The organism is Actinokineospora iranica (assembly GCF_900101685.1).
In the GTDB taxonomy this organism is placed as follows: domain Bacteria; phylum Actinomycetota; class Actinomycetes; order Mycobacteriales; family Pseudonocardiaceae; genus Actinokineospora; species Actinokineospora iranica.
Map to the genome: position 1 here is coordinate 286,266 of NZ_FMZZ01000008.1, position 20,283 is coordinate 306,548.

Sequence of the window (20,283 nt, forward strand, 5' to 3'; positions counted from 1 at the left end):
GGGAACACCCCCGCGTGCGCGGGGAAGACGTCCCGACCTGGTCGAGCATCACCCTGCCGTCGGGAACACCCCCGCGTGCGCGGGGAAGACTGGCCGCTCGACAGGTGGCGTGTCGTCGGACCAGGGAACACCCCCGCGTGCGCGGGGAAGACTTCGCACAGAACATGGGCCGCCTCGGCGCCATGGGAACACCCCCGCGTGCGCGGGGAAGACGGCGCGAACTCGGCCAACAGGTGGTACCACTGCGGAACACCCCCGCGTGCGCGGGGAAGACACTTGTTGACCTGGGGGTTTGCGAATCAGAACGGTGTTTTGAATTCACTTTTGGTCGAGTGCGGAGCTGGGGTCGAGCGGTCGAAGGGAATGAGGTCGGTGTCAGGTCGCGCGGAGTCGCTCGTAGCGGGCCTGGCAGGCGGCGTAGGTGGGGAGCAAGCCCGCTGCCTTGGCCTCGGCGAGGGTGGGGGCGGCGGCGTCCTTTTCGGACAGCAGGGGTTCGATGTCCTCGGCCCACGGCAGGGCGAGGTCGGGGTCCAGCGGGTTGATGCCGTGCTCGGCCGACGGGTTGTAGCCGGTGGAGCACAGGTACGAGATGACCGTGTCATCCTCCAGCGCCACGAAGCCGTGCGCGACGCCTTCGGGCACGTAAACCGCGCGGAAGTCGACCGGGTCGAGGCGGACGGCGTCCCACTGGCCGAAGGTCGGTGAGCCGACGCGGATGTCGACGACGAAGTCGAGCAGGGCTCCGCTCGGGCAGTAGACGTACTTCGACTGGCCGGGGGGCACGTCGGCGAAGTGCAGGCCGCGGATGGAGCCGCGGCGGGAGCGGCTGTGGTTGGTCTGGGCCACGGTCAGCGGGTGGCCGACGGCCTTGGCGAAGGCCTCGCCCTGGAACGGCGACACGAACACGCCGCGGCTGTCGGGGAACGTTCGCGGGGTGAACTCGAATGCGTCGGAAACGTTCAGTTCGCGTACCTGCATGGCCGCGATGCTAGTGACTCGACCAGATGTGCGACGCGCAACAGGGGCTTGACGGGGAGCGGCTGGGGTGCGGCGGGTGTCGGGCAGCCACTGGGCCGTCACGCTGCGGAAACGTTAGCCGGCGCTAGCAGAGGGCCTAGAAAACCGGACGGACGTCTTGGGAAACCGCCTCTGACCTGCGGAAAAACGTCCACGTGATTGTGATCCCTGCCGCAGACACCGGTAGCGTCTTGCTGCAAGACTGTGCGGACCGCAGCGTCCGCGGCTACGCGTCCCAGCACCCGGGGGCAGTGGTCGCAGTGCAGTTCGCCAGTCGATAGCTTGGAAAGCGTGACCGCGCCGTCAGCATGGCCGGGTCAGCACTCCGCGTTACCGTCCGGCACCCAGCTCATCGCCTGCCCGTGTCGAGCACAGCGCGCGATGCGCGACAGCGCGAGATCCAGGAGGGACGCTATGACCGCAGTGAATGATGTCCAGAGCGATCGGATGACGAACGTGAGCGAAAGCGTGGCGACCGGACCCGTCACCGACGAGGAGATCTTCACTGGCCACGAGGGCGGCAAGCTCGGCGTCGCGGTGACCAAGCCGCTGGCCGACGCGCGGTCGCTCGCCATCGCCTACACCCCCGGGGTCGCCAAGGTGAGCCTGGCGATCGCCGAGGACGCCTCGCTCGCCGCCCGCTACACCTGGGCTTCCCGCCTGGTCGCCGTCGTCTCAGACGGCACGGCGGTCCTCGGCCTCGGCGACATCGGCGCTGCCGCGTCGCTGCCGGTCATGGAGGGCAAGGCGGCGCTGTTCAAGACCTTCGGCGGGCTCGACTCGATCCCGCTGGTGCTCGACACGACCGATGTGGACGAGATCGTCGAGACCTTGGTGCGGCTGCGGCCCTCGTTCGGCGCGGTCAACCTCGAAGACGTCTCGGCCCCGCGCTGCTTCGAGCTTGAGGACCGGCTCATCGAGGCGCTGGACTGCCCGGTCATGCACGACGACCAGCACGGCACCGCGATCGTCCTGCTGGCGGCCCTGCGCGGCGCGAACAAGGTCCTGAGCAAGGACATCGCCAACCAGCGGGTCGTCATCGCAGGCGCGGGCGCGGCGGGCATCGCGTGCGCGAAGATCCTGCTGGCCGCCGGTGTCGGCGACGTGACGCTGCTCGACTCGCGCGGCATCATCCACTCCGGTCGGGAGAACCTGAACCCGATCAAGGAGAAGATGGCCGAGGTCACCAACAAGGCGGGCCTGCGCGGCGGGCAGGCCGAGGCGATCGCGGGCGCGGACGTCTTCGTCGGCCTGTCTGCGGGCACCGTGCCCGAGGAGATCGTCGCGACCATGGCTGCGGACTCCATCGTGTTCGCGCTGTCGAACCCGGACCCGGAGATCCACCCCGACGTCGCCGCCCGGCACGCCGCGATCGTGGCCACCGGCCGCAGCGATTTCCCCAACCAGATCAACAACGTCCTTGCGTTCCCCGGTATCTTCCGAGGTGCGCTCGACTCCGGCGCCCGCCGGATCACCGAGCGGATGAAACTGGCCGCGGCCGACGCGATCGCGGCGGTGGCCGATGACGACCTGGCCGCCGACAAGATCGTGCCGAGCGCGCTCGACCCCAGGGTCGCGCCCGAGGTCGCTGCGGCAGTCGCGCGGGCGGCTAAAGAGGACGGGGTAGCCTGAGAGCCGGCGGGATGCTCGGCAGCGGTGCCCCACCCGCCTACTCGAGGGTGGAGGGATCGCGCCGTGGCCGAGCATGTCGTGCGCGCCGGACTCCCCAGGGTCGGGTTGCCGACCGGTGGTTTCGAGCTCGACGCCGGCCGTGTTTTGGCGCCTGACCTGGCTGAACCGGCGGTGGTGGGCTACGACGACGACCCGGTGGCCGAGCGCGCCCTCTTACTGGAGGCCCAGCGGATAGCCCGCATGGGCAGTTGGACGGTCGACGTGGCCACCGGGCAGGCATACCTGTCCGACGGTCTGCGCAGGCTCTGCGGTTTGCCCGCCACCAGCACGATGACCGACCTCGTCGCCTTGGTGCACCCTGACGACGTGCCGGTGCTGGACGACTTCCAGGCGCGGCTGCGCAGACAGCGGTCCTCGCAGCCGATCGAGTTGGAAGTGCGGGACGACTCCGGGGAACGCGCCTACTTGGTGCGCGCTCGCAACGAGCGCGATTCGAGTGGGCGCGTCATCCGTGTGCACGGCACTGTGCAGGACTTCACCAAGTTCCGCGCTCTGGAACGGCAACTGAGCCAGGACGGCAGGCTGTTCCGCGAGGCGCAGCGGGTCGCCCGGCTGGGCACCTGGGAGTGGAACACCGCGACCAACGAATGCCTGTGGTCGTCAATGCTCTACGAGCTGTGCGGCCTTGAGCCGGGCTCCAGGATCACCTATACGGATTATCTCGCACTGGTCCACCCGGACGATCGGGCGTGGGTCGACCAGCGGTGGCAGGAGTTGGCCACTACCCGCAAACCCATCGAGTGCGAGTACCGCGTTATCCGTCCGGACGGAAAGCGCCGCGTGTTCCGGGTTCGCGGGGAGGCGGCGGGCGCGGACAGCCCGCTCACCGTGATGATCGGCACCGCCCAGGACGTCACCGAGCAGCGGTCCACCGAGACCAGGATGCAGCGCTCCAGCAAGCGGTTCACCGACCTGGTCGCCATCACCCCGGTCGGCATCGCCCTGTTCGACGACGGCGAGCGCCTGGTCGACGCCAACGACGCGCTGTGCTCGCTGCTGGGCATGGACCTCGACCGGCTGCGCGGCATGACCGCCGCCCAGCTCACCCACCCCGACGACCGCGAGAGCCGCCGGGGCCGCGAGACGCACTCGTTCCACAGCGGGCAGCGCGTCCTCATCACCGCCGCCGGTAAACCGGTCTACTGCGAACTCAACGCCACGGTCTCGGTCGCCGACGACGGGCAGCGGTTCTGGCTGGTGGTCTTCGCCGACGTCACCGACCGCAGGCGCGCCGCCGAACGCCTGCGCTACCAGGCCACCCACGACGAGCTGACCGGCCTGCCGGGGCGCGCGGCGGTCAAAGAGCTGCTGGGCAAGCTCCTGGGCGGCCGCGACTTCGAGCGCATCGCCCTGCTGTTCTGCGACGTCGACAACTTCAAGCGCGTCAACGACTCCCTCGGCCACGACGTCGGCGACGAGCTCATCACCGCGCTGGCCCGCAGGCTCGAACGCGGCCTGCCGCCCAGCTGCACCGTGGCCCGCATGTCCGGCGACGAGTACGTGGTCATCTGCTCCGATGTCGAAGAGTCCGGCGGCGTCGAGGCGCTGGCCAACCAGGCCGCGAGCCTGCTGCGCACCGCCGTCCCGGTGCGCGGGCAGCTGCTGCGGGTCTCGGCGTGCATCGGCGCGGCCGTCCCCAGCGGGCCGGAGACCAGCGGCGCCGACCTGCTGCGCTACGCCGACGCCGCCATGTTCGCGGCCAAGGCGCGCGGCACCGGCCGGGTGTCGCTGGCCAGCGACGCCCTCATCGCCTCGGCCAACAGCCAGATGCTTCTCGAAGGGCAGCTTCGCGAGGCCATCGCCAACGACCAACTGATCCTGCACTACCAGCCGGTGGTAGGCCCAGACGGCACAGTGCTTTCCGCGGAGGCGTTAGTCCGCTGGCCGCACCCCGAACGCGGCCTCTTAATGCCGGGCGAGTTCCTACCGGTGGCCGAACAGGGCGACCTACTCGGCGAACTGGACCGCTGGGTCCTGCGCGCGGCCTTCACCGAAGCCGCCGAATGGCCCCAACTCTGCGGCGGCGTCCTCGGCGGCGGAGTCGGCATCGCCGTCAACCTGGCGGGCCTGGTTCCCGGCGACCCCGAGTTCGTGGACGTGGTGTCGGCCTCGGTGGCCGCGACCGGCATCGCCTGGGACCGGGTGGTCCTGGAACTGGTGGAAACCAGCCTCATCGACCTCCCCTCCCGCAGCCGGGAAGCCATGGCCGAACTCGTCGAACGCGGTGTCCGATTCGCCGTGGACGACTTCGGCACCGGCTATTCATCCCTGGCGAGGCTCAAGGAACTCCCCGCCCAGATCATCAAAATCGACCGCCGCTTCGTCTCCGGCGTCGCCACCGACGCCTCCGACTTCGCCGTGGCCCGCGCTTTGGTCGACATGGCCCGCGCCATGGGCCGAAGCTGCGTCGCAGAAGGCGTGGAAAACGCCACCCAGTTCCACGTCCTACGCGGCGTCGGCGTGGACGCCTACCAGGGTTGGCTGCTGTCCCGCCCCATCCCGGCCAAGGACTTCCGGGAACTGCTCAAACTCGGCCCTGTCCACATCCCCAGCGGCGCCTGACCCAGGCCCTGTTCCGCCCCACGGGTCGGTGACGCGGTGCGAGGAAGGCCAGGGAGTGGCTTTCCGCTCGTCAGCGGGGACCCATTTGGTTAATTCATACCTCTTGTCCTTTTTCAGGGAGCGGAGTCCGGGGCCGATGGGGTGGGGGACCGGCCCCGGACTCAACGCTGGGTGGGTGGCTACCGGGTTGTCGCCTGCGGATAGCGGTGCTCCGGCATGGCGAAATCGGGTGGGACCGGCTGCGACGTGGGAATCTCATTTCCCGGAGGTGTGGGAGTGAGAATCCACCGCAGCGCCGAGCCTGCTAGGCCCGAATATCTGATGATCACCTGTGTCGGAGCGAACTCGGACGCCCTCGGGTCCCGTGGCGTTCGTAGGCGATTCCGGTTGAAGTAGCCCACATGGTTCACCGCATCGTGCACGGACGGCCAGGTGAGCACGGCGGCGAACGCGGTCGGTGAGTCCGCACCCGCTCTGAATGGGTGAATCTGCCAGCGCCGCCGCCGCAACTCCCGAAGCCAGTACTCGGCATCGAGAGTGATAAGAGTGTGCATCCGTTGCTCCAAAGGTGCGGAAGAACGGGAACGACCCGCAGTTGCAAAGGGAACACGGTCGGTGGAGTATCTGCAATACTTCGCGACGAGCTTGGCGGTAAGAATACGCCTAACCGGTGGTTTTCTCTCTGAACGAGCGGGTGGCGACTTTCATATCGGGTGTAAGATTCCTGCGGGAGATGTGAGGTGAACGGTGTCTGACGAGGGTACGACGAGCACGGTGGCGACCAGTGGGTCGACGGTGCCACGCCGTCAACTGGGCCGGTTCATGAAGAAGTTGCGGGCCGAGGCGCGGCTGTCCGTGCGGACGGCGGCGGAGGCGCTGGAGTGGTCGGAGACCAAGATGTGGCGCATCGAGACTGGGCAGACCTCCCTGCGCAGCCTCGACGTGAAGGCCATGTGCGCCCTGTATGGGGCGGACGAGGAGGAGACCGAGGGGCTGATGGCTTTGGCCAAGGAGACCAAGGCCAAGGGTTGGTGGGTGAGCTACAGCGACGTCATTCCTGAGTGGCTTGACCTCTACATCGGCTTGGAGGAAGCCGCTGCCCAAATCCAGGGCTACGAGTCGGAGTTGGTGCCGGGGCTGCTTCAGACCGAGCGGTATGCCCGTGTCTTGATTCAGACAGACAACCCGGGTGTTGATCCTGACGAGATCGAGCGACGCGTCCAGGTGCGCATGGCGCGGCAGATGCTGTTGGGCAGGCGGTTCAGGCCGCTTGTGCTTCACGTCGTGCTCAACGAGGCTATCCTGCACCGTCCAGTCGGCGGGACTGAGCTCATGGTTGAGCAGCTTCGCAGGCTTATCGAGCTAGGGCAGCTACCCAATGTGTGCGTGCGGGTGATGCCGTTTTCGGCGGGCTTGCACTACGGCATCATGTCCGGCCCGTTCGTCAAACTTGAGTTCCCCTTGGACGGGAACGGTCGGCCCACGGAGCCGTCCACGATCTACATCGACAGCTTCACTGGCGCGCTCTTCCTGGAGAAATCGCACGAAATCGAGCGGTATGCCACGGCGTTCGCGAAGGTATGGGACTCCTCGCTCAGTGAGGTGGAGTCCACGAATTATATATCCAAAGTAGCAAGGGAGATGTGACAGTGAACAGCAAAGACCTGGCTGACGCCAGGTGGTTCAAGAGCAGCCGAAGCAACGGGCAGGGTGCCTGCGTCGAGGTGGCGTTTGTCGCCGACGTGGCGGCTATGCGCGACTCCAAGAACCCGGCGGGCGGCGCACTAGGATTCGGGCCGCACGCCTGGGGCGCGTTCCTCCACACCGCGACGGGAATGGCTCCCGAACAGTGAACAACAGCGAACTGACACACGCCAGGTGGTTCAAGAGCAGCAAGAGCGATCACCAGAGCGCGTGTGTCGAGGCGGCGTTCGTCGGTGAAAGCCGAGTGGCCACCCGGGACAGCAAGCAGGCCGACGCGGGCCCGGCCCTGCTGTTCGGCTCCCCGCAGTGGGGCGCCTTCGTCCGCCACTTGGGCGACACCGCCCACTGACCCGTCGCGGGTGGCCTTCGGAACCCCCACGTCCCGAAGGCCACCCGCTAAACCACCCCTCCTTAAGGGCTTTTCGTTCGTCTGTTTATGTGAGTTTCTGCCACGTCACCGATGCGGGTCGGTTGCCGTCTAGTTGAAAGAATTCCAACGCCGCCTTGACCACCTCGGCGAACGGGATCTGACTGTTCGCCGGTACCGGGCGCTCATTGTCCTGGTAGGAGTAGGCCAGAAGCTCTCCATCGAAGGGGTGTTCTCCCTTGCTGAACCAGAGGCCGTGCCATTCGCGCCCGGAGTAGGACAGCGCTCCGACGTCCCCATGGACGCCTACGCTGAACTCGGGTGTACTGTCTCCGTCTTCGGCCACGTACCAGTGCGTCATCAACGGCAGGTCATATTTTATGGAATCGGCCCGCACGCTTTCCAACATCGCGGAGACTTCGCTGAGGTCATGAAGGACGTTCGGGCCGCCTCGCTCATACCATGCTTCGATCGTCATTTCGCTCTCCCGTGATAGGTCTTACGGAAGCCTCCAGCCCCGTGTACGACCAAAATATATCCTTCCGGGAGAATGTGCGGCACAAGGGTGTCACAGCCGAAATCGCCTTTGCATGGCACATGGTTGATCGCGCGGGTGGCGTAGCGGATCGCATTTTGGCGCATGTGAACCGCGAGCTTTATCTCCACATCGGCCACTGTCGATGGGACCTTCGTGCCCGGTTGGGCCGCGAACCAGTTCACTGCCGCGCGGTATTTGTCGTCCCAGCCGCTGACCTCCGCGTGCGTGTTGCCGTCCGGGTCGATCCAGCGGCCGTGTGTCTTGGGCTGGGGTGTGCCTCGTGGTCGGTTGTCCGACCGGATGATGTCGGGAGGCAGGCCCGCTCGCAACCGCTCCACCTCTGCGGAGGGTCCGCTGCTGGCGGGCGGCCGCGGGGCAGCGGCGGCCGATGGTGTCGGTGGTGATGTGCCGTGCAGGTGGCGCATCGCTGTGTCGGTGATGTGCCGGGAGAGCAGGTCCAAGACGGCGTGGAGGTCGCGCAGACGGGCTTCGGCTTCCCCGATGGCGTGGTTGACACCGGCCGCGCGGTGTCCCGTGCCGAGTATCCGAGCGGTGTCGTTGTCGACGGCGTTCAGGGCATCCGAGATGGCCACGAGCTGGGCCTGTATGCGGCCCACCTGTCCGGCCAGCGTTACCAGGCGTCGGGCATCGTCGGCGATGGTCACGGCGGGGACGGTAGACGCGGGGGCCGACCAAGGCGTGACATTTCGAAGCGCGAAAAAGCCCCTCCCGCCCGTACAGGGTGGTTGTGGTTTCCGCGGCTGGCAGGTGCGACTCGGGGGCTACCCGGTTCCGCGGACGGTGCCACCGCGTCGGCGGCTCCACGCGGCCACGGAACCGCAGTTCGCGGTGCGCGTGTGTCGAGGCGGCGTTCGTCGGTGAAAGCCGAGTGGCCACCCGGGACAGCAAGCAGGCCGACGCGGGTCCGGCCCTGCTGTTCGGCTCCCCGCAGTGGGGCGCTTTCGTCCGCCACCTGGGCGACACCGCGCACTGGCCCGTCGCGGGTGGCCTTCGGAACCCCCACGTTCCGAAGGCCACCCGCTGGGGCAGGGTGCGGGGGTATCCGCTGAGTGTGCGGCTTGTTCGGTCGGATCTGATCCTGCGGGATCGGGAGCCGTCGACCTCGTGCCAGTCACAATGTCGGTCCATCCCGTTACTGTCGGCAGGCAGTTCGCGGCGCGCGGGCGTACTCGGCGGGGTGACGGAAGGGTGCGGGATGGCGGCGGCGACGAGCAAGGCAGTAGGGATCGCGGTCGTGGCAACGGTCGGTGCGGTGCTGGTGTTCGGCGCGCAGACCGTATGGAACACGGTCACCGGGTGGTTCACGGGCGGAACAGAGATCATCGCAGACGGTGAGTACTCGTTCATGATTGCGTCCGAGGACAAGTCCAAGGTGAAGAAATGCTCAGCGCGGGAAGTGGTCACCGAGAGGCAATGCGACGGGCTGCGAATCGTCGTGTTCGACGCGCGCAAGATGCCCTACATCGCCCGTGGGATCGGGGAAGCGTGGGAGTCCGGCCTCCCGGCCGTGTTGACCATGGACCGTGCAAAGGAAGACGTCAACCGTGCGGCTTCGTGTAGAAGTAAGCGATACAAGAAGAACTACCCGAACACGAGTTGCGACGAATATCCGATGGCCCCGACCGAAGAGGGTGGAGAGCGCGCCCACATGGAAGAGGTGCCAAAGCGGGAGAACTTATGCCAAGGTGGTACCGTGCGATGGCAGTATCCCGAAGACGGAAAGCGATTCTGGTGGTCATCGCTAATTCTCAAGACATGGCATCAAGCCCATACGCGGGCGTGGACACAGCCAAGGACCCGTCATGCCCCAACTAAGTGAGCTAGTCGAGAAGTACGCGTGGGCAGAGCCCCTGGCCCGCGAACTAGTGTGGTGTGTGTCGGTGGTCGAGGGTTGCGACGCAGGCCATGTGGTGCGCACATTTGGCGGAAACCCGAACGCATCCGTAGGTGAACTGACATTTCGCGAGGCTGAGGAACGCGTCAGAAGCACGGCTGGCGAGTTCGGCGAGTTCTTCCTGTTTCAGATATTCGCCACCGGTCGTCATGTGGTTGCGATCGAGAACAATGGATACAGCGGATCAATTCCGGAGATTGCCCGGCGTGCATCCGTGAAAAATGGCCGCTACCTCAGCTATTTCCGAAATGTCAACGGTGATAGCACGATCATCCAGGCGATCGGCGGCAAGGTGACGGCATATTTTGAGCCGTTGCTCACCGAGGGGGGGCCGCAGGTGGGCGAGATACACCCGGACTGGATATTCGGTGTGGACTTCCAGCCAGGTTCCGCGCGCGCGACGTGTTTCGCGCTGATGGAGCAAGAGACCGGCCTAGCGTTCAAACCCGAGTGGTTCGAGGCCAAGCTCCCCACATACCGGATTCCCGATCCTTACGTGCTACTCAAGGACGTGGGAGACGCCGATACGCCTTAGCGCTAGCTCCCAGCACAGCGGCTGGATCGTGACCGGGCGTTGCTCATACGGAACCGGCAGCGCCCAGGACAGCCCGCACCCGGTGCAGTGGCAGATCCACCAGTCGCATCTCCAAATCCCCCGGGTCAGGAGCCAGCGCGGCCGCCCGTTCCCGGGCCTCCCGCTTGGTCAGCGCACCCCCCGCGTCCGCGATCAGCGCCTCCCGCCACACGTTGCCCAGTTTCCCGTGCACCCGCGAGAGCAGAGCCCCCCGCACACCGCCATCGGACACCGGCGCGGCCACCACCACGGCGTGTTTGCCGTCCGGCACGCTCCGGTGGAACGTCAGCGTGTACTTGCCCGCCACCAGCGACCGCAGGGCCTCCTGCCCGCGCTGGTCGGCGACGTCGGGATGGTTGTTGCCCACCAGCGCTCCGACCGTCGCCGCTGGCCCGGCCATGAGCACCCTTGCCAGCCACGGCCCCGGGTCGGCCATCAGGTCGTACGCGACCGGGCCCGCGTCGCGCACCGGTTCGGTCCACGCGGGGCTGAGGGCGGCAGGCGCGCCGGACAGCCGCAGGAGGGCGGCCACGGCGTCGGCGGAAGTCGGGCCGGACTCGACGGACTGGGGGCCGTGGGTGTAGATGCCCGCGACGATCGAGCGCACCGCCGCCTCGGCCAGGCGGGACGAGCGGGCGGTCTGCTGCAGGACGTACAGGTCACTGGCGCTGCCCACCGCCTGCGCGCCCAGGTAGCGGTTGAAGCGCGGCAGCACCGCCTCGAACACCAGGCCCAGCCGCAGGATCTCCTGCTGCACGCGCAGGCCGAGGGTGGGGTTGCGCTCGCTGTAGCCGTAGGACACCACGACCCGGCCCTCCAGGTCGCGCAGGGACTCGACCGCGCGCGCCAGGAACAGGCGGATGCCCTCGGGGGTGTAGGGCGGGTCGGTGAACACCAGGTCGGCCGAGCCGACGGCGGCGGGGGGCAGGCCGAACCGGAAGTCGCCGTGCAGGCAGGTGATGTCCAGGTCGCGTTCGCGGGCCGTGCGGTCGATGTAGGCGAGCAGGTCGTCGTCGAGGTCGATCACGGTGGCGGTCAGGTCGGGGCGGCGGGTGCAGGCGGCGAGGGCGGTCAGGTCGTGGTCGCCGACGCACATCAGCCGGGCGCCCGCGAGGTCGTAGGTCTCGTCCAGCCAGCGCGCGCGGGACAGCATGGTGTCCACATCTGCCTGCACGTGGTCCAGGGCGCGGCGCGGGGCGGGCACACCCGCCAGGTAAGCCTCGAAAACCGGGCGCAGGTCGTCGTCGGACGGTGTCGCGGGGGTGACGGTGAGCGGGCGGTAAGCGGCCACCCGGGTACGCGCGACCCGGTAGGCGGCGCCGTCGCGTTCGAGGTCGTCGCCGAAGGAGGCGAGCAACTCCTCGACCGTGCGGCGGGGCGTCGCGGTGGCTCTGATCAGCGTGTCGAGAGACTGCCAGTCGTCGCACAGCAGGGCCACCAGGGCGCGCAGCGGACGGGAGCGGACGCCGCGGGCGGCGAGATAGGTCGTCACGGAGTCGGCCACAGTTGCCAGAGCCTACGGAGTGCGGCGCAACGGGCTGACCCGGACGGGGACATCAGGGGGTTCCCGGCGGATCAGATCGTGGAAAGACCTGCCGCTGTCAGTCCTTCGGGCTAGGGTCGGTCGATCAACGGCTGGCAAGGAGCCGTGTCGACCCGAGGGGCCCGAGTGATCGAGTTCCAGGCCGTGACCAAGCGCTATGACGACGGCACGGTGGCTGTGGACCACCTCGACCTGACCATCGAGGACGGCAAGATCACCGTTTTCGTCGGTCCGTCGGGGTGCGGCAAGACGACCTCGCTGCGCATGATCAACCGGATGATCGACGCCACGTCCGGCGCCATCCTGCTCGACGGGAAGGACATCCGCGCGCAGCACCCCGCCGACCTGCGGCGCGGCATCGGCTACGTCATCCAGAACGCGGGCCTGTTCCCGCACCGCACCGTCCTGGACAACGTGGCCACCGTGCCGATGCTGCTCGGCGCCCGCAAGGCCGCCGCGCGCGGGCGGGCCGCGGAACTGCTGGCGACCGTGGGCCTGCCCGCCGAGCTGGGCAAGCGCTACCCGGCGCAGCTTTCCGGCGGCCAGCAGCAGCGCGTCGGGGTCGCCCGCGCGCTCGCCGCCGACCCGCCGGTGCTGCTCATGGACGAGCCGTTCAGCGCGGTCGACCCGGTCGTCCGCGACGACCTCCAGGACGAGCTGTTGCGGTTGCAGTCGGAGCTGGGCAAGACGATCGTGTTCGTCACCCACGACATCGACGAGGCGATCAAGCTCGGCGACCAGGTGGCGGTGCTGCGGGTCGGCGGCAGGCTCGCCCAGTACGACACCCCGGCGGCGCTGCTGGCCAAGCCGGTGGACGACTTCGTCGCCTCGTTCGTCGGCCGCGACCGGGGCTACCGCGCCCTCGGTTTCCTGCCCGCGCGGCAGGTCCCGATCGGACCGGTCGCCAGCGTCCCGCTGGGCACCCCCGCCGACGTCGCCCGCGGTCGGCTCGACGCGGGCTGGGCGGTGGTGGTGGACACCGAGAACAAGCCGCTCGGCTGGGTCTCCGAGGCCGTTTTGTCCGAAGTGGACGGTGAGATTCGGCCGGAGCACCTGATTTCCGGCGGGTCGCTCTACGTCGCCGACGCCGAGGCGAGCGGCACGGCAGGCACGCTGCGCAACGCGCTCGACGCCGCGCTCAGCTCCCCGGCCGCGGTGGGCATCGCGGTCGACGCCACCGGCGCGGTCGTCGGCGGGGTCACCGCCGAGACCGTGTTGAAGGCGCTCGCCGACGCCCGCCGGTCGGGGGAGGTGCCGACGTGAACTGGGTCGGCGACCACATCGGCGACCTGCTCTCGGTGAGCCTCGACCACCTGCGCCTCGCCTTGGCGCCGGTGCTGGTCGGGCTGCTGCTGTCGCTGCCGCTGGGCTGGGCGGCGAACCGGTGGCGGCTCGCGCGGGCGATCCTGGTGCCGGTGTCCGGGCTGCTCTACACGATCCCGTCGCTGGCGCTGTTCGTGATGATGCCGCTGATCCTGGGCACCCAGATCCTCGACCCGCTCAACGTGCAGGCCGCGCTGACCGTCTACACCGTGGCGCTGCTGGTGCGCTCCATCGCCGACGCGCTGGCCGCGGTGCCCGCGCCGGTCATCGCGGCGGCCACCGCCATGGGCTACCGCGCCGCGGGCCGGTTCTTCGCCGTGGAACTGCCGCTGGCCGCGCCGGTGCTGGTCGCGGGCGTGCGGGTGGCCGCGGTGTCGAACATCAGCCTGGTCGCCGTCGGCCAGATCATCGGCGTCGGCGGCCTCGGCTACTTCCTGCTGCACGGGGCCCAGTCGCCGCCGAACTACCCGGAGATCATCTCCGGCGTCGTGCTCATCGTGGTGCTCGCGTTGCTGATCGACGGACTGCTGGCGTTCGCGGGCAGCAGGCTCACCCCGTGGGCACGGGTCGGACCGAAGGCGGGGGCGCGGCGGTGAACGTCTTCGAGCAGGTCATCGCCTGGCTGACGGACCCGGACCACTGGAAGACCACGCTGGGCATCGCGGGCATCCCGCAGCGTCTCGGCGAGCACCTGCACTACACCGGCCTGGCGATGCTGGTCGCCGCGGTCATCGCGATCCCGTTGGGCGCCTACATCGGGCACACCGGCCGCGGCGGCACGGTCGTGGTCGGCGTCGTGAACTCGTTCCGCGCGCTGCCCGAACTCGGCCTGCTGATCCTGCTTGTCCTGGCCATGGGTGTGCTGCTCGCGGTGCAGGCGCTGACCATCGCGCTGGTGTCGATGGCCGTGCCGGTGCTGCTCGCGGGCACCTACGCGGGCATCCGCAACGTCGACCCGGCCGTGGTCGACGCCGCCCGCGGCATGGGTATGCGCGAGTGGGAGATCCTGCTGAAAGTGGAACTCCCCAACGCCCTGCCCCTGATCTTCGGCGCGCTGCGCGCGGCGACCCTGCAGGTCATCGCCACCGCCAGCATCGCGGCCGCCGTCTCCCTCGGCGGCCTCGGCCGTTTCGTCGTCGACGGCAACGCCTTCCGCGAGTACGACCAGATGGCCGCGGGCGCGGTCCTCATCGCCGCCCTGGCCATCACGGTGGAACTGCTCCTGGCGGGCGTCCAGTGGCTGGTCGTCTCACCCGGCCTGCGCGACAAGCCCCGCGGCAGGCGCACCCGCTCCCGCCTCTCAACAGCAAAAGCGACAACATGAGGAGACCCGCGATGAACCGCGTTCTCACCGCGGCGGTGACCGCGACGGCCGCCGCACTGGCCCTGACGGCCTGCGGAGGGTCCTCGGACCCGCTGGCCGCCCCCACCGCATCGGGCACCCCCGCGCCAACCGGCACGATCGTCGTCGGCTCGGCCAACTTCCCCGAGAGCATCCTGCTGGCCGAGATCTACGCGGGCGCGCTGGAAGCCAACGGCGTCAAGGTCACCAGGAAACTCAACATCGCCAGCCGCGAGACCTACTACCCGGGCGTCCAGGACGGCTCCATCGACCTGATCCCGGAATACACCGGCACCCTGCTCACCCACATCGAGAAGGACGCCACCGAAACCGGGGCAGACGAGGTCTACGCGGCCCTGCGGAAGGCCCTGCCGGACTCCCTGACCGTGCTGGACAAGTCCACGGCGGAAAACAAGGACGCCGTGGTGGTCACCAAGGCCACCGCCGACAGCCTCAACCTCAAAACCATCGAGGACCTGGCCAAAGCCGGCCCCGTCGTCTTCGGCGGCCCCCCGGAGTTCCAGAAGCGCTCCGACGGCCTCCCCGGCCTCAAGGAGAGCTACAACCTGGAAATCAAGGAGTACAAGTCCCTGGACGTCGGCGGCCCCCTCACGGTCGACGCCCTCAAAACCGGCGCTATCCAAGCAGCCGACCTGTTCACCACCGACCCAGCGATCAAGGCGAACAACTTCGTCGTCCTGGAAGACCCCAAGTCCAACTTCGCCGCACAGAACGTCGTCCCCCTGATCAACAAGAGCAAGGCGGACGACACCGTCAAACAGGTCCTCAACGCCATCGCGGCCAAACTCACCACCGAGGTCCTGATCGACCTCAACGCCAAACTCAACGCCCCAGACAAGCCAGACGCCGCCAAGGTCGCCAAGGACTGGCTGGCAACCGCAGGCATCTGACCCAGAACACCCCGAAAGCGAAGGCCGCCCTCACGGCACCCACCACCACCGAGGGCGGCCTTCGCCATCCAACTCAGTCAGGGCCGGGGCCGGAGCAGCAAACCGGCTCTCCTGCCAACCGGCACCGACGCCCGCCCATCGAGCAAACCCCGCAACCCAACCCCCCGCAGAAGCCAGCAAAACAGAATCACTCAGGCCGAGTGCCAAGCCACGGAGAAAACGGCACCGGCCCAAACCGCACAGTCTCAGCCACCTGCGCCAACCCGGTCAGCCGCCCGGCATCCGGCTCCCCTCCGAAGTACCGCACCACCAACCACCGACCCCCCAAATCCACCACCACCTGCTCAGACGCCCCATCCGCCCCCACCCCAGACCGGAACCACACCTCCCGCCCCCGAACAGTCAGCTCCACCCCCAGTTCCGCAGGCGCCACCGGCAGCACCTCAGCGTGCAACTCCCGCCCGTCCGGAGCGCCTGCCCGAAGAAACCCCCCAGCCTCCCCAGGCGAAGCCCCCCGAATCCCCCCATAAGTCGGTGTCATCCCCGCCGGGATGGCCCCGAACCGAGCCGCCAGCCGCATCCCCTCACCCGGCGCGGATTCCACCGACCGCGCGATCTGGGTCGCCACTTCCCGCCCGTTCGGAAGCCCGTGCACGGTGACCGTGAACCGGAAACCCAGGGCGCCCCACCAGGTCAGCACCGCATCCCCCGGCAGCGCGTACGGCGAGAACCGGCCCGAACTGCCCCGGATGTCCACCTGGTCCCCGGTGAAGAGCAGGTCTTCCGCGTCGAGGCGCAGCAGCGACAGCGACACCCACTGCGCGGCCTCGTCCACCACCGGTCCCGGAGTCCAGAACCGGGTCGCCATGGTCCCCCCGGTGTTGACCATGCGCTGGTGTTCGACGAGGCCGCTGGGCAGCCATCTCGGCTCGACGGGCACCCGCAGGTCCCAGTGGTCGGAGATGCTTTCCGCGGCCAGGGGCAGGCCGTCGTCCGGGGGACGCCGGGCGGGTGGCACCCCCAGTTCGCCACCCGCCCGGAACTCGACCGAGACCACGACGGTCAGGGCTAGCGCGATGACCACGGCGACCACGAGCGGCAGCCACATCCGGGCGGTCCTGCGGCGTCTGAGGGCGGCGATCAGGAAAGCACGGTGCGGCGCGCGGGCCGCTTGACGAGCCAGGCACTCGCGGAGAAGCGCCTCGAACTCGTGCGTCACAGTGCCTCCTTCAGTCGCTCGGGTGTGCCCAGGTGGGCGCGGAGGGTGGCCACTGCTCGGGAGATGTGGCTGCGCACCGTGCTTTCCGAGCAGCCCAGTTCCTCGGCGATCTCGGCGTCGGATCGGTTGTCGTAGTAGCGCAGGACGACGGCGACGCGCTGTTTGCGCGGCAGCCGCGCGATTCCGGCGGTCAGCACCGCGCGGTCGTCGACCAGGGCGGTGGGGTCGGCCAGCGGCGGGCTCAGGTCCTCCATGCCGCCGTGCGGGACCTGGACGTCGCGGGTCCAGCGGCGCCGCCGCCAGGACAGGAACTCGTTGGTGACCATGCGTTTCACATACGCGTGCGGCAGGTCCATCCGCGCGATGCGCCCCCACTTGGGCTGCGCGCGCAGCACCACCTCCTGGACGATGTCCTGCGCCTGGTACGGGTCACATGTCAGTGTGGTCGCGTAGCGCAGCAGCGAATCCAGCCGTTCGGTGAGGAAATCCTCGAAACTATCCGGCACGCCGGCCCCCCGTCGTCACTCCTTCAACGTTCCCCAGCCCCCGGATGTTGAGTCGTACTCTCGATTGTGTGGGCGGAAGCAGCGATGTGCCCGCGCTTCGGCGCGGTTTGGCGGTCTTGCGCCTCATCGCGGGCAAGGCGGGCCCGGTGACCGCCGCCGCCCTGGCCCGCGAGCTGGCTCTGCCCCGCTCCACGACCTACCACCTGCTCGCCGAACTCGCCGACGCCGGTTTCGTCACGCACCTGCCCGCCTCCGGCCGCGCGATGCTCGCCCACCTGCCCGCGGCCCAGGTGCGGGCGCTGTTCCCGAACCGGGCCGCGTTCGTCGACCGCACCGGCCGCGGCCCGGCGCACCTGCCCGCGCTGCGCGGGGTCCTGGCGCGGGAGCGGTGGCGCGGGTGGGCGGTGGAGGACGGCCATGTGAGCGCCGGGTTCGCGTCGGTCGCCGCGCCGGTGTTCGACCACGGCGGCCACCCGGTCGCCGCGATCAGCACCACGTTCCGGCACACCTGCCCTGGCGCGGCCGAGTGCGGCGAGCACTGGCCGGACCTGGCGGCGGCGACGCTGCGGGCGGCGGTGGAGCTGGGCGGCCGGATAGGCGGGCGGCCCCGGTGAGCGCCATCGTTGGTTAGGGTGTCCGTCGAGGCTCGTCGGGGAGTTTCGACCGGGGTGAGGTAGGAGCGCTTGCAGATGGCGGGGCCGCCCATCGAGATGACGAGCTACGTCGGCAGGCAGAGCGAGGGCGCCGACGTGCGGCGGTTGCTGTCCGAGAACCGGCTGGTGACGCTGACCGGCCCCGGCGGGGTGGGCAAGACCCGCCTGGCCACCCATGTGGCGCAGGAGCTGGCGGGCGCGTTCCGCGACGGCGTGGTGTTCGTCGGCCTGGCCGAGGTGCGTGACCCCGCGCTGCTCACCACCGTGCTCGCCGACCGGCTGGGGCTGCTCGACCAGTACAACCGGCACGTCACCCGGATGGTCGTCGACTACCTGCGGACCCGCCGGACGCTGCTGGTGCTCGACAACTGCGAGCACCTGGTCGACGCGTGCGCCGAACTGCTGGACGAGGTGCTCGCCGAGTGCGGGGGAGTGGTGGTGCTGGCCACCAGCAGACAGTCCATCGGCGTCAGCGGTGAGCAGGTGCTGGCCGTGCCGCCGCTGGCGGTGCCCGACGAGGCCACCCCACTGGAAGACCTGGCCCGGTACGACAGCGTTCGGCTGTTCCTCGACCGGGCCGTCGCGGTGTCGCCCGCTTTCGCGCACACCGCCGAGAACAACACCGACCTGGTGCGGCTGTGCAGGCAGCTCGACGGGCTGCCGCTGGCCATCGAGCTCGCGGCGCGGCGCACCCGGTCGCTCTCGCCGAGGCAGATCGCCGAGCGGCTGACCCAGCGGCTGTCGCTGCTGACGACCGGGACCCGCCTTCCGGTCGAGCGGCAGCAGACGCTGCGCGCCACGATCGACTGGAGCCACGAGCTGTGCTCACCGGCCGAGCAGGCGGTGTGGGCGCGGGCGTCGGTGTTCGCCGGGTCCTTCGACCTGGACGCGGCGGAAGAGGTCTGCGCGGGCGGCGGCGACCCCTCTGATGTCGATCACTCCACGGCCGACCGGAACGACGTGCTGGACCTGGTCGACGGGCTGTTGGACAAGTCCGTGCTGATCCGCGAAGAGCACGACGGCCGTGACGACGTCGTCCGCTACCGGATGCTGGAGGCCCTGCGCGAGTACGGGCACGAGAAGCTGGTGGAGTCCGGCGACGCCGACCGGGTGGCCCGGCTGCACCGCGACTGGTTCGACCGGCTCACCGAGTCCGCCGACCGGCAGTGGCTCGGCCCCGGCCAGCCGACCTGGGGGAACCGGCTGCGCCGCGACCACGCGAACCTGCGCGCCGCCCTGGAATGGTCGATCAGCACGCCCGGCGAGGCGGCGGCGGCGCTGCGGATGGCGTCGCGGGTTCCGGAGTACTGGGCGCTGCGCGGCCTGAACACCGAGGCGCTCCGCTGGGTCGACCGGGCGCTGGCCGCGACCCCGCCCGACCACCCCGACCGCGCGTTCGCGCTGAGCGTCAGCGCGTACTACGCGCTCGGCCAGTTCAACGTCGCGGTCGCCGACGCCCGCCTGGCCGAGGCCGCGGCGCTGGCCGACCGGACCGGCGACGACCTGGTGCGGGCCAGGATCACCTTCGTGCGCGGCTACGGGGCGCTGCTCAGCGGCGACTACGCCGCGGCGGCCGACCTGAACGCCGCTGCCGCCGCCGCTTTCCGGGCCCGCGACGACGTCCGCCGCGAGTTGCACCCGCTGTTCCTGCAGGCGCTCGCCACGGCGGTGCTGGGCAGGCTGGCCGAGGCCCGGGAGGTCATCGGGCGGGCGGTCACCCTCACCGACGGTCGCGGCGAGGGCTACTACCGGAGCATGGCGCTCAACGGCCGCGCCTGCGTCGAGGGCCTGTTCGGGGACCCGGACATCGGCTTGGCGGCAGGCCGCGAGGGGGTGCGCGCGGACGAGCTCACCGGCAGCAGACAGGGCAGGGCGCACAACATCGAGACACTGGCGTGGATCGCGCAGCGGCAGGGTGACAACGTTCGGGCCGCGACGCTGTTCGGCGCCGCGCAGACCCTGTGGGAGGCCGTGATGACCTCGCCGGAGCACACCGTCTCCATGGCCGTCCCGCACTTCCGGCTCATGGGGAAGGCCCGCGACGCGCTGGGCGCCACCCGGTTCGACCGGGCGTTCGCCGCGGGCCGCGCCATGTCCGACGCCGAGGTCGTCCGCTACGCCCTCGGCGAGGCGGAGGTGCCCGAGACGACCGGGATGCCCGAGCCGAGACAGGCGGAAGGGGCGGGGAAGAAGCACGGCCCGCTCAGCGTCCGGGAGTCCGAGATCGCCGAGCTGGTCGCGGACGGCCTGACCAACCAGGAGATCGCCGACAAGCTCGTCATCGCCCGCCGCACGGCCGAGACCCACGTCGCGAACATCCTGGCCAAGCTCGACGCGGGCAACCGCGCGCAGATCGCCACCTGGGTCACCGCGCGGCGCGACGCGCGGCTGGGGTGACGCCCGCCGCGGGACGCCAC

Annotated in this window: 19 protein-coding genes and 1 CRISPR repeat array; of the genes, 13 read left to right on the top strand and 6 right to left on the bottom strand. The window is 69.3% G+C overall.

The features are described 5' to 3' along the window. Positions 1 to 274: a CRISPR direct-repeat array (repeat unit 29 nt; unit sequence GGGAACACCCCCGCGTGCGCGGGGAAGAC). A 101-nt stretch (positions 275 to 375) separates the two neighbouring features. Further along, a complete protein-coding gene (rfbC, locus tag BLS56_RS18450) occupies positions 376 to 978 on the bottom strand; it encodes a dTDP-4-dehydrorhamnose 3,5-epimerase (RefSeq protein WP_091452308.1) in 603 nt (200 codons plus the stop codon). Between the two features lie 486 nt (positions 979 to 1,464). Between rfbC and BLS56_RS18455 the strand changes: the two genes are divergently transcribed. The 5 genes from BLS56_RS18455 (at position 1,465) to BLS56_RS18475 (ending at position 7,324) form a co-directional block, all read left to right on the top strand. After that, positions 1,465 to 2,649, top strand: a complete 1,185-nt coding sequence (locus BLS56_RS18455) for an NAD(P)-dependent malic enzyme (RefSeq protein ID WP_091452310.1) — start codon at positions 1,465 to 1,467, stop codon at positions 2,647 to 2,649. A 63-nt stretch (positions 2,650 to 2,712) separates the two neighbouring features. Further along, positions 2,713 to 5,271 (top strand): sensor domain-containing protein, encoded by a 2,559-nt coding sequence (locus BLS56_RS18460; RefSeq protein ID WP_091452312.1) that lies wholly within the window; start codon positions 2,713 to 2,715, stop codon positions 5,269 to 5,271. A 747-nt stretch (positions 5,272 to 6,018) separates the two neighbouring features. Further along, on the top strand, positions 6,019 to 6,918 hold the full coding sequence (locus BLS56_RS18465; protein WP_228771736.1) for a helix-turn-helix domain-containing protein: 900 nt from the start codon (positions 6,019 to 6,021) through the stop codon (positions 6,916 to 6,918). Between the two features lie 2 nt (positions 6,919 to 6,920). Continuing rightward, on the top strand, positions 6,921 to 7,124 hold the full coding sequence (locus BLS56_RS18470) for a DUF397 domain-containing protein (RefSeq protein WP_091452314.1): 204 nt from the start codon (positions 6,921 to 6,923) through the stop codon (positions 7,122 to 7,124). Beyond that, positions 7,121 to 7,324, top strand: a complete 204-nt coding sequence (locus BLS56_RS18475) for a DUF397 domain-containing protein (protein WP_228771738.1) — start codon at positions 7,121 to 7,123, stop codon at positions 7,322 to 7,324. Before BLS56_RS18470 ends, BLS56_RS18475 begins: the two co-directional genes overlap by 4 nt. Before the next feature lie 85 nt (positions 7,325 to 7,409). Here the strand turns inward: BLS56_RS18475 and BLS56_RS18480 are convergent, their stop codons facing one another. Next, positions 7,410 to 7,820 (bottom strand): Imm1 family immunity protein, encoded by a 411-nt coding sequence (locus BLS56_RS18480; protein ID WP_091452316.1) that lies wholly within the window; start codon positions 7,818 to 7,820, stop codon positions 7,410 to 7,412. Further along, a complete protein-coding gene (locus tag BLS56_RS18485) occupies positions 7,817 to 8,545 on the bottom strand; it encodes a DddA-like double-stranded DNA deaminase toxin (protein WP_091452319.1) in 729 nt (242 codons plus the stop codon). Before BLS56_RS18485 ends, BLS56_RS18480 begins: the two co-directional genes overlap by 4 nt. Positions 8,546 to 8,628: 83 nt before the next feature. On the opposite strand from BLS56_RS18485, the gene BLS56_RS18490 reads away from it, so the two are divergent. Both BLS56_RS18490 and BLS56_RS30715 read left to right on the top strand, forming a co-directional pair. After that, the gene (locus BLS56_RS18490; RefSeq protein WP_139190799.1) at positions 8,629 to 9,720 is read left to right on the top strand and encodes a NucA/NucB deoxyribonuclease domain-containing protein; all 1,092 of its coding nucleotides are present in this window, start codon (positions 8,629 to 8,631) and stop codon (positions 9,718 to 9,720) included. Next, on the top strand, positions 9,704 to 10,330 hold the full coding sequence (locus tag BLS56_RS30715; protein WP_267463929.1) for a DUF6461 domain-containing protein: 627 nt from the start codon (positions 9,704 to 9,706) through the stop codon (positions 10,328 to 10,330). Before BLS56_RS18490 ends, BLS56_RS30715 begins: the two co-directional genes overlap by 17 nt. A 43-nt stretch (positions 10,331 to 10,373) precedes the next feature. Here BLS56_RS30715 and BLS56_RS18500 read toward each other — a convergent pair whose 3' ends face one another. Further along, the gene (locus BLS56_RS18500) at positions 10,374 to 11,873 is read right to left on the bottom strand and encodes a bis-aminopropyl spermidine synthase family protein (protein WP_175482911.1); all 1,500 of its coding nucleotides are present in this window, start codon (positions 11,871 to 11,873) and stop codon (positions 10,374 to 10,376) included. A gap of 165 nt (positions 11,874 to 12,038) precedes the next feature. Between BLS56_RS18500 and BLS56_RS18505 the strand changes: the two genes are divergently transcribed. Genes BLS56_RS18505 through BLS56_RS18520 form a run of 4 tightly spaced genes read left to right on the top strand, consistent with a single transcriptional unit; the run spans position 12,039 to position 15,488 of the window. Beyond that, entirely contained in the window at positions 12,039 to 13,175 is a 1,137-nt protein-coding gene (locus BLS56_RS18505; protein WP_091452329.1) for an ATP-binding cassette domain-containing protein, read from the top strand. Beyond that, on the top strand, positions 13,172 to 13,831 hold the full coding sequence (locus BLS56_RS18510; RefSeq protein ID WP_091452332.1) for an ABC transporter permease: 660 nt from the start codon (positions 13,172 to 13,174) through the stop codon (positions 13,829 to 13,831). Before BLS56_RS18505 ends, BLS56_RS18510 begins: the two co-directional genes overlap by 4 nt. Then, the gene (locus BLS56_RS18515) at positions 13,792 to 14,559 is read left to right on the top strand and encodes an ABC transporter permease (protein ID WP_228771740.1); all 768 of its coding nucleotides are present in this window, start codon (positions 13,792 to 13,794) and stop codon (positions 14,557 to 14,559) included. Before BLS56_RS18510 ends, BLS56_RS18515 begins: the two co-directional genes overlap by 40 nt. A gap of 11 nt (positions 14,560 to 14,570) precedes the next feature. Then, positions 14,571 to 15,488: an ABC transporter substrate-binding protein gene (locus BLS56_RS18520; RefSeq protein ID WP_091452334.1), complete on the top strand. Its 918-nt coding sequence runs from the start codon at positions 14,571 to 14,573 to the stop codon at positions 15,486 to 15,488. A gap of 187 nt (positions 15,489 to 15,675) precedes the next feature. On the opposite strand, the gene BLS56_RS18525 is transcribed toward BLS56_RS18520, so the two are convergent. Both BLS56_RS18525 and BLS56_RS18530 read right to left on the bottom strand, forming a co-directional pair. Continuing rightward, complete coding sequence (locus BLS56_RS18525; RefSeq protein WP_091452336.1) at positions 15,676 to 16,707, bottom strand: hypothetical protein; 1,032 nt, start codon at positions 16,705 to 16,707, stop codon at positions 15,676 to 15,678. Next, positions 16,704 to 17,213: a SigE family RNA polymerase sigma factor gene (locus tag BLS56_RS18530; RefSeq protein WP_091452338.1), complete on the bottom strand. Its 510-nt coding sequence runs from the start codon at positions 17,211 to 17,213 to the stop codon at positions 16,704 to 16,706. The genes BLS56_RS18525 and BLS56_RS18530 overlap by 4 nt, the downstream gene beginning before the upstream one ends. A 68-nt stretch (positions 17,214 to 17,281) precedes the next feature. Between BLS56_RS18530 and BLS56_RS18535 the strand changes: the two genes are divergently transcribed. Together BLS56_RS18535 and BLS56_RS18540 are read left to right on the top strand one after the other, a co-directional pair. Further along, positions 17,282 to 17,827, top strand: coding sequence for an IclR family transcriptional regulator domain-containing protein (locus BLS56_RS18535; RefSeq protein ID WP_091452341.1), 546 nt, complete (start codon positions 17,282 to 17,284; stop codon positions 17,825 to 17,827). A gap of 75 nt (positions 17,828 to 17,902) precedes the next feature. After that, positions 17,903 to 20,263, top strand: coding sequence for an ATP-binding protein (locus BLS56_RS18540; RefSeq protein WP_091452343.1), 2,361 nt, complete (start codon positions 17,903 to 17,905; stop codon positions 20,261 to 20,263). Positions 20,264 to 20,283: the final 20 nt, after the last annotated feature.

Bases quoted from the DNA above. Each gene is read 5' to 3' on its own strand.
- rfbC (WP_091452308.1), bottom strand. From the start codon at position 978: ATGCAGGTACGCGAACTGAACGTTTCCGACGCATTCGAGTTCACCCCG.
- BLS56_RS18455 (WP_091452310.1), top strand. From the start codon at position 1,465: ATGACGAACGTGAGCGAAAGCGTGGCGACCGGACCCGTCACCGACGAG.
- BLS56_RS18480 (WP_091452316.1), bottom strand. From the start codon at position 7,820: ATGACGATCGAAGCATGGTATGAGCGAGGCGGCCCGAACGTCCTTCAT.
- BLS56_RS30715 (WP_267463929.1), top strand. From the start codon at position 9,704: ATGCCCCAACTAAGTGAGCTAGTCGAGAAGTACGCGTGGGCAGAGCCC.
- BLS56_RS18520 (WP_091452334.1), top strand. From the start codon at position 14,571: ATGAACCGCGTTCTCACCGCGGCGGTGACCGCGACGGCCGCCGCACTG.
- BLS56_RS18540 (WP_091452343.1), top strand. From the start codon at position 17,903: ATGGCGGGGCCGCCCATCGAGATGACGAGCTACGTCGGCAGGCAGAGC.